Here is an 8617-nt window from a genome sequence, read left to right on the forward strand (position 1 = left end):
CCCCCGCTTCCGTTATGCCGCTAGACCGGGTTGCTTGGAATCATCCGGGGATCCGGCAGGCAATCAGGGTAGTTTTCCACCAGCTCGGCCAGCAGCTTCTCCCGAAGCATATTGCGCAGGTTCCACAGGTCCCCGGCGTTGCGCGCGGATAAATAAATGGTCACTGTTTGCAAGCCGTTTTGCGCGTCGGTCACGAGCAGCTCATTGTCCCGGCCATCCCACCAGTCGGAGGCTTCAAGCAGTTCGCTGCTACGCTGGCGCAGGTAGGAAATCGGCGCATTGAGCTTCAGCTGCAGTGCTACGTTTCCGGAGATCTCCGTGCTGCGCCGCGACCAGTTCTCAAATGGCGTCGTGGTGAAGTAGGTCGATGGCAGGATCATCCGGCGCCCGTCGATCAGGTGCACCACGACGTAGGAGAGGGTGATCTCCTCTACCGTGCCGCGTTCCCCCTCGACTACCACTGTGTCGTCCACGCGAATCGAGTCGGTAAAGGCCACTTGCAAACCGGCAAATACGTTCGCCAACGTTGACTGCACGGCCAGGCCAACGACCACCGAAGCCAGGCCAGCCGAGGCCAACAGGCCGGCGCCCAGCGCCCTGACTTGCTCGATCGTCAGCAGCACCGCGGCGATTGCAATGATGCAGAGCACCGCAACCAGTACCCGTCGCATCAGGCCGACCTGCGTCTGGACCTTGGCCAGCCTGCGCCCTGGACCGAATCTCGCCTCGAAGCGTGCCATCATGCCGGTCTCAATCACGCGCACCAGCTTGATGATGAACCAGGTGAGGAAGAAGACCAGAATGATCAGGATGGCGAACTGCCAGGGGTTGTACCAAGTGCGTTCTCGATAGAAGACCGCGAAGGCCGACTTGGCAATAATCGAGGTAACCAGGCCGAAGAACGGGAATCTGGTGGCTTTCACGTCGGCTTCGTCCACGCCGATCCGGCGCAGCACGCGGCGGGCAACGCCGCTGAAAACAAACGCCAGGATTGCGGCTACGAGCGCACCGATGAGCAGGACAACCCAAAATTGCAACGATTCGGGGAGGAAGCTTGAGGCTGTAATGACTTCCTCGACGGTTTCGCCGATGGGTTCAACGGGGGTAGGTGACATGTTTAAAGCATGTCATATGGCGCTAAATAAATGCTGTGTGGAACCTGCCTTCCGCCCTACGGCCCGGGAGTTCTCCGGCTCCATTGCAGAAGCGTCTCAGAGTGGTTCCAATTCTTTTCTGCCCTTGCGCTTGCCGCATTCCAGGCCTTTAGTTGATTCACTGGCAGTCCGCTCTGCCTGCGGGCGCAAACCAAGAGAGACGGTGATCCATATGCGCAACGGAAAAATTGGAATCGTTCTAGGCACGGTGGCGGCAGCCTTGCTCGTGGTGACGCCCGCTTCCGCGGCGGCCCCCGCTCCGGCCGCCCTCGCGTCTGCTTCCTGCCCAACGGTTTATTGGGGATCCTTGGCCAAAACCAGCTCCTGGTCCACGCATTCCGCAGTGGAAAATCTTCGGACCGGACGGCACCTGTGCTTTGACCGGCTGGTCATCGATCTCGCAGGACCAGCTGCCAGCCATTCAGCCAGGTATGTCAGCGAACTGACCGGAATCGGTTCCGGCCTGCAGGTGGACACCACTGGCGGTGCCAACCTGGAAATCCTGGTGCAGGCCCCGGCAACCGAGGATTTCAACCCGGGCGCCGAAGTGAAGAATCTGGGCTACACGACGTTCCGCCAATTGGTGTGGCTGGGCAGCTTTGAAGGCCAAACCAAAGTGGGGCTCTCGACCAGGGCACGGCTGCCCATGCGCGTGTTCGCACTGCCTGGACCTGGCGACGGTTCACGCTTGGTCATCGATGTTGCGCACCATTGGTAAAGAAGGTTCATTTCCTTGATGCGTTCGCAACTTTTTGCGTGACGTACCACGTAACACCGGGTCAACCTGCTGATTAATGTGCCACCATGCTAAGTATGTCGCGCACATTCTCTTATCAGCAGGTTGATGTCTTTGCACCCACTGCTTTCAACGGCAATGGCCTGGGAGTCGTGTTCAATGCCGACAGCCTGAGCGATGACCAGATGCAGCACTTTGCGCAGTGGATGAATCTTGCGGAAACTGTATTCTTCGTCGAGCCCACTGATGAGGAAGCGGACTACGCCATTCGCATTTTCACCCCGAGCACCGAGCTGCCCTTTGCTGGCCATCCGACGCTGGGCGCGGCTCATGCTTGGCTGGAGTCCGGTGGCGAGGCTGGTCCCGCAGGCCATCTGATCCAGCAATGCGGTGCCGGACTGATTCCGGTGCGTGTGGAACGGGAAAGCAGCGACCGCCACTCGCGGCGCTTGGCCTTCCTCGCACCCCCGCTGACCAGGTCGGGCCCTTTGGAACCAGATGTCCTGCAATGGGCGATTGCCGGGCTGGGCATTCGCGAAGAAGACGTGGTGGACCACCAGTGGCTGGTCAACGGTCCGCATCCTGCGGGCCTGGTGCTGCGTGACGCCGATATCGTGCTGGGCATCGAACCTGACTATGAGGCGCTGCAGGGATTGGAAGTAGGCGTCATCGGCCCCTACACCGCAGCCAGCGTTTCGCAGAGCGTGTGGCAACCTCGCGGATCGGTCATGCCGCGCGTTTCCGGTACCCGTGAAGAGCTGCGTCCGCTGGACTTCTCTGATTTTGAGCGTTCCGAAGAGCGCTTCCGCAATGTGGTGCTGCAGCCTCCGGCGGACTATGAGGTCCGTGCCTTCATTCCCGGCGAGGCTGTTCCGGAAGACCCTGCCACCGGTTCGCTGAATGCTGCGTTCGGCATCTGGCTGACGCAGACCGGTTATGCACCCCAGCGCTATACCGTGCGCCAGGGCACGCGTTTGGGCCGCGAAGCGATCTTGCATATTGAAGCTACCGAAAAAGGCGTCTGGGTCAGTGGCGATGTCGCCACCCGCATCTCGGGCGATGTGAGTTTCGACTGATTTCCTATGCATAGTTTCGCTATCCGTTCCGCACAGGGCTGATAGGGACTAGCCTTGACCAGTGCCTGAAACTGCGAATCCCGAAACACACTTCGACAAGAAAGCCGCCTGGCGTGCCCTCTGGGCACTGGTCATCGGCTTCTTCATGATCCTTCTGGACACCACGATCGTGTCCACCGCAATGCCCTCCATCATGACGTCGCTGGACGCCGATATCTCCAGCATCTTGTGGGTCAACAGCGCGTACCTGCTCACCTTCGCGGTGCCGCTGCTGGTCACCGGGCGCCTCGGTGACCGCTTCGGTCCGCGCAATATCTACCTCATCGGCATGGTGGTCTTCTCGCTGGCCTCGCTGTGGTGCGGCTTGTCCGATTCCCTCGGCTCGCTGGTGGCGGCGCGCGCCGTCCAGGGCCTTGGCGCTTCGATGATTTCCCCTCAGGCGATGACGCTCATTACCCGCCTCTTCCCTTATCAGCACCGCGGTGCAGCCATGGGCCTATGGGGTGCAGTGGCGGGCATCGCTTCGCTGATCGGTCCGATTGCTGGCGGTCTGCTGGTGGACTCCATCGGCTGGGAATGGATCTTCTTCATCAACTTGCCCATCGCGGTAGTCAGCTTGACCATGGTCTTCAAATTCGTGCCAGCCCTTGAATCCCAAGCGCATTCCTTCGACTGGTTCGGCGTCATCCTTTCGGCGTTGGCCATGTTCTGCTTGGTCTTCGGCATCCAGGAAGGCGATGCCACCAATTGGGAACCATTCATTGGCCCGCTGAATTCGTGGCATCTGATTATCATCGGCGCGGTGCTGATGGGAGCCTTCATCTGGTGGCAGTCCAAGACCACGTCTGAACCGCTGGTTCCGCTGCGATTGTTCAAGGTCCGCAATTTCTCCTTGGCCAATGTCGCGATCACCTTCATGGGCCTGACCATCGCGACCATCGCCTTGCCGATGGTGTTCTTCTTGCAGAATGTCCGAGGCCTGACTCCCACCGAATCCGCGTTGATGATTTCTCCGATGGCTTTCGTGGCGATCTTCCTCGCGCCGCAGCTGGGAAAGAAGGTCAATCAGCTCAGCCCGCGGATCTTGGCCGTGCCCGGGTTCTTCCTGTTTGGCGGTGCCACGGTGGTCTACGCCTTCATGATGCACGCCGATATCCCGCTGTGGATGCTGCTGATTCCTTCAGCGGTTCAAGGCATCGGTTCAGCCATGATCTGGCCATCGCTGTCGCTGGCAGCCACCAAGGACTTGACCGCGCGTGATGCGGGTGCCGGTTCAGGGATTTACAACACCACCCGGCAAATCGGTTCAGTGCTTGGTTCTGCCCTGATCGCGGTGATGATGGATGCCCGCATTTCGGCACAGATCGCGCAGGCAGATTCCAAGGATCCTGCGGTGATCATGGAAGCCACGTCTGTTGGCCTGGGACAGGCACTGATGCTGCCAGGCTTCATCGGCGTGGCTGCTGTGCTCGTTGTAGCGTTCCTCAGCGATGGCAAGAAGGCGCAGCGCCAATAGCCAGAGGCAGCTCTTAACGGAGCCAGCGCCTGGTCCAGGACTCGAAAGTCGCCGGATCAGGCGCTGGCTTCGTGGTCGCTAGACCTTGTCTTCAGGTTCTTCGTTGCTATCGCCGTTCTTGAATTCATCGACCTTCTCGCCGATTTTTTCTTGGGCGTCCGCTGCGAAGTTCTTCACGTTCTCGGTAGCGTCGCCTGCGAAGTCCTTCGCGTTTTCGACTGCCTCGCCCAGCTTCTTCTTTGCATCATCTAAGAAACCCATTGGTTCTCCTCTTAGCTTGTAGTTCAAATGTGGCCGCTGAAAACCGCAGTCTCCAAGATCAACTTACGGCTTGCCGAACGTTTTGCTCAAGCGATTCCGTCCGCTTATTTTGCTTTCTTGATCTTCTTGGCGCCCTTGCGGCCAAGAATCAATGCCACAGCGATACCTGCCAGCCATACGTCCTTGGCCAGGGCGGTGCCATCAGCGGTTGGGCGGATGCCGTCGGATTCTGTCATGCCCGGAGTGCGCAGGTAGGAAGCCAGCAGCACACCGGAGAATGCGCCCAGGCCTAAGCCGGCCAGCCGCGATGGGATCAGCGGCAGCAGCAAGGCGCTACCCAGCGAGATCTCGCCGATGGATACGGCCTTGCCGAAAACTGCCGGTTCCAGCTCGGCCAGCTGAGGCACGCCGTTGGCTGCCATCTGCTGCAGGCCTGCGGCGCTGGCTTCATCGATGCGCAACTTGTTGATGCCGCTGTTGAGAATGAACGCACCACTGACCAAACGTAGCGCGGCGTTTGCAATCGAGATTCCCATGGGCCCTCACTTCTCTTTCATTTCGTCCAAGAATGGCGTTCCGGCATGGAACGCCCTGATGTTCAGCGTAGTCATGGGCGCAGTAGTTCACAATCATTTGCGCGGCGCGCATAGCTGAACCCTAGAATTTCCCAGCTTGAATCGTGCTAAATTCGTGAATCATGATCGCTTCTTCCGCAGTACCCCCAGCAGCCCTTGATCTACTCATTACCCAGGGCTTCGATGCCACCAGCGTCGACGAGCTGGCAGCTGCCGCTGGCATTTCCCGTTCCACTTTCTTCCGCCGTTTCGGGTCGAAAGAGAATATGGTCTTCGCCGACCAGGAAATGATCATTACACACGTCGAGACCACGCTGGCCGCCTCGTCGGTTGATGCAATCACTACGCTCATCGATGCCGCACATGTGGTTTTCGACCAGTACACGGTCAACCCCGAAGGAGCCCAGCTGCGCCACAAGCTGCTCTCCTCGGTGCCGTCGCTGCGAGAGCGCGAGCTGGTCTCCACTCACCGCTACGAACGGGCGTTTTACGGGTTCCTGAACCGTCGCGATTTGGCAAAGAGCGCCACGGAGAAGTCGCTGTGCCTGGGCGTTAGCGCTGGCCTGGTTGCGATCCACAACGATCATTTGCGCAGCTGGCTGAAAGACGCGCAAAGCACGGACCGCACCAAGCTGGCCAACGATGTGCGCCAGTTCCTGAACCGCTTCGCAGATCTGCTCGACCCCGGACAGGCAGCGGCCGCCACCAAGCCGGCGGCCCCCAGCGTGGTGGTTTCCGTCTTGGATACCGGCGCCGATGAGCAGGCGGTTCTCCAGGCCGTCTCCCGCGCGCTCAAAGAGCACGGAAAATAATCGATTCCACCCAACTTCTGAAACCAAGTTTCTTGACATGGCACTGCGTTCCACTAGTCTAGGAGTGAAGCTTTTTTCACCGTAGCTATTAGGAGCATCTGAAATGTCCCAGCTGGAGACCGGTTTTGAATTTCCCGCCGGCGTTGTCGAACCCGAATACGACCTGTGGTCCGGAGACGTCAATATCGATCCGACCGGAATCTTCGCCGAAGTAGGCGAAGCGGACAACGCGTGGCGAGCCAAGGCCCGCGCATTCATCCTCGACGAGGTCAAGGACGACATCCACGAGTACTGGGACAAGGCCGACTACCCGCTGCATCTGCTCAAGAAGCTCGGCGATGCGGATCTGCTGCGCGATGGCCTGAATCTGGAAGGCTACGAGGAAATGAGCCCGCTGGCTGCCGGCTTGGTCAACATGGAAATGGCCCGTGGCGACGGTTCGGTCTCCACCATTGTTGGCGTCCAGGGCGGTCTGGCTCTGCGCTCCGTGCTGTACTGCGGCAATGCCCAGCAGATCAAGAAGTACGCCATCCCCATGCTGCGCGGCGAACTTCCAGGCGCCTTCGCGCTGACTGAACCAACTCATGGTTCCGACTCGGTTTCGCTGGAAACCCGTGCCACCAAGGTCGAGGGCGGATACCGCCTGAGCGGTGAAAAGAAATGGATCGGCAACGGCTCGGTCGGCGGCGTGAGCATCGTTTGGGCCCGCGACGACGAAGGCAAGGTCCGCGGATTCATCGTGCACCAGGATGCCGAAGGCTACAAGGCCACCACCATCGAAAACAAGCTCTCCCTGCGCGCTATCTGGCAGGCGCATATCCGCATGGAGAACGTCTTCGTTCCGGACCACGATGTGATGCCCGAAGCCAAGAGCTTTAAGGACACCTCGCGCGTCCTGTTCGCCACCCGGCTGGGTGTCGCCTGGTCTGCCGTGGGCCACGCGACCGCTTGCTACGAGTCGGCCGTGAGCTACGCCAAGCAGCGCGTGCAGTTCGGTCGTCCGCTTGCCGCCAGCCAGATCGTCCAGGAGCGCCTGGCCCGCATGCAGTCCGAACTGGCTACTATCCAGGTTCTGGTCATGCAGGCGACCAAGCGCGAAACTTCCGGTGAGCTGACCGGCCCGCAGGCGTCGCTGGCCAAGTACACCGCTACCCGCACCGCACGCGCCATCGCAGCGAACGCCCGCGACCTGCTCGGCGGCAACGGCATCCTGACCAGCAACCGCGTGGCCCGCCATTTCGCCGATGTGGAAGCAATCCACACCTATGAAGGCACCGAAACCGTGCAGGCATTGATCATGGGCCGCGACATCACCGGCTTCTCAGCGTTCGCCTAGAACCTGGGCGCCGGAAAGCACGCCGGGACCTGGCTCGTTCTTCCGGGCCCCGGCCCCGGCGTGCTTTTGCCTACTGCCGGCCCAATCGGTTCTTGGTCTTTGCCGTTGCCACGTGGTCCCATGGATTCTCCGGCCAAGGATGCTTCGGGTAGCGCCCGCGCATTTCAGAACGCACCTGGGCGTAGGGCCCATTGAAGAAGCTAACCAGGTCATCGGTCACCGCCAGCGGCCGGCCACCGGGCGAAAGCAAGTGGAACTGGACGGCAAGCTTGCCCTTGACCAGCCGCGGCGACTCATCGAGTCCGAAGCATTCTTGCAATTTCACGGCGACGACCGCTGGACCGGTTTCACCGACCTCGGGATAGGCCACGGAAATCCTTGATCCCGAAGGCACCTGGAGCCGTTCGGGCACCAGCGAATCAAAATCATGGGCATGCTCCCACGGCAGCAAGGTCCGCAATGCCGAATACAGGTCAACCTTGGCCGCGTTCTTGCCGGCGGCTACCTGCCGCAAGACCGGCTGCAGCCAGTTGCCCGCCGAGGCAATCAGGGCCTGGTCATCCACCGCGGCAAAGGGTTCGCCGAGCAGGCGATGGGCCACGGCCATCCGCCGGCGCAAAGCATCAAACTTTTCATGGGTGCCGAAGAAGGCTATCCCCTGCGTAGCTATGGCGCTGGCAACAGCCTGCATGCCCAGCTCTGCGGTGGCCTTGACCGGATGGGCCGCCAGCTCGATCTCGCCAAAGCTCTCGATCTGGCGAGCGGTGATCCTGCCGTCAACCAGCTCCGCCACTTCGCGCTTCTGGTGCATCTGCGGCAACAGGTCGACGGCAGTGCCAAGTTCGATGCCAACGGCCCGTCGGATCACCGCCTTGGATCCGGCACGGGAGACCTCGGCGACCGCAAGAAATTCCTCATGCATCAGCTGGCTGCCGCGCGGCAAGGTTGCCCGGGTCCCCGAAGCCAACAGGTATTCCTCCGGGCCGACCTTGCGCGCAATCCATTGCGGGTAGGCCAAAGCGCACACGCCTGCCAAGGCCGCAGCTGCCGGTGCAGGCTGCCGCCCGGTGCGGTTTTCCGCACTGCCCAGGAGCTTTTCCAGGCGCTGCGCTTCATGCTTCCAGGCACGGTGCGCCGGATGCGAACTCCGG

Annotated in this window: 9 protein-coding genes; 5 read left to right on the forward strand and 4 right to left on the reverse strand. The window is 60.6% G+C overall.

Annotated features, from left to right (window positions below; translation table 11 throughout):
* Nucleotides 1-20 precede the first annotated feature (20 nt).
* Nucleotides 21-1115, reverse strand: a complete 1095-nt coding sequence (locus ACNPN0_RS11840; protein ID WP_133834859.1) for a mechanosensitive ion channel family protein — start codon at nt 1113-1115, stop codon at nt 21-23.
* Between the two features lie 211 nt (nt 1116-1326).
* Here ACNPN0_RS11840 and ACNPN0_RS11845 point away from each other — a divergent pair, with 211 nt between their 5' ends.
* The 3 genes from ACNPN0_RS11845 to ACNPN0_RS11855 all read left to right on the forward strand — a co-directional run bounded on the left by ACNPN0_RS11845 (nt 1327) and on the right by ACNPN0_RS11855 (nt 4482).
* Nucleotides 1327-1872 carry an AMIN-like domain-containing (lipo)protein gene (locus ACNPN0_RS11845; RefSeq protein WP_448937913.1) on the forward strand — a complete coding sequence of 182 codons (546 nt, stop codon included), beginning with the start codon at nt 1327-1329 and terminating at the stop codon, nt 1870-1872.
* A 95-nt stretch (nt 1873-1967) separates the two neighbouring features.
* On the forward strand, nt 1968-2966 hold the full coding sequence (locus ACNPN0_RS11850) for a PhzF family phenazine biosynthesis protein (protein WP_286134418.1): 999 nt from the start codon (nt 1968-1970) through the stop codon (nt 2964-2966).
* Between the two features lie 61 nt (nt 2967-3027).
* The gene (locus ACNPN0_RS11855; protein ID WP_448937912.1) at nt 3028-4482 is read left to right on the forward strand and encodes a DHA2 family efflux MFS transporter permease subunit; all 1455 of its coding nucleotides are present in this window, start codon (nt 3028-3030) and stop codon (nt 4480-4482) included.
* A 78-nt stretch (nt 4483-4560) separates the two neighbouring features.
* On the opposite strand, the gene ACNPN0_RS11860 is transcribed toward ACNPN0_RS11855, so the two are convergent.
* Nucleotides 4561-4743, reverse strand: coding sequence for a hypothetical protein (locus tag ACNPN0_RS11860; protein WP_105662724.1), 183 nt, complete (start codon nt 4741-4743; stop codon nt 4561-4563).
* Between the two features lie 104 nt (nt 4744-4847).
* Nucleotides 4848-5279, reverse strand: coding sequence for a DoxX family membrane protein (locus ACNPN0_RS11865; protein ID WP_105659096.1), 432 nt, complete (start codon nt 5277-5279; stop codon nt 4848-4850).
* Nucleotides 5280-5440: 161 nt separating this feature from the next.
* On the opposite strand from ACNPN0_RS11865, the gene ACNPN0_RS11870 reads away from it, so the two are divergent.
* Nucleotides 5441-6130 carry a TetR/AcrR family transcriptional regulator gene (locus ACNPN0_RS11870; protein WP_448937911.1) on the forward strand — a complete coding sequence of 230 codons (690 nt, stop codon included), beginning with the start codon at nt 5441-5443 and terminating at the stop codon, nt 6128-6130.
* 103 nt (nt 6131-6233) lie between these two features.
* Nucleotides 6234-7466: an acyl-CoA dehydrogenase family protein gene (locus tag ACNPN0_RS11875; protein ID WP_105659098.1), complete on the forward strand. Its 1233-nt coding sequence runs from the start codon at nt 6234-6236 to the stop codon at nt 7464-7466.
* 70 nt (nt 7467-7536) lie between these two features.
* On the opposite strand, the gene ACNPN0_RS11880 is transcribed toward ACNPN0_RS11875, so the two are convergent.
* Nucleotides 7537-8617: ATP-dependent helicase C-terminal domain-containing protein (locus ACNPN0_RS11880; RefSeq protein WP_448938912.1), on the reverse strand; the 1081-nt coding region annotated here is incomplete at its 5' end.

The organism is Glutamicibacter sp. AGC84, from assembly GCF_053543575.1.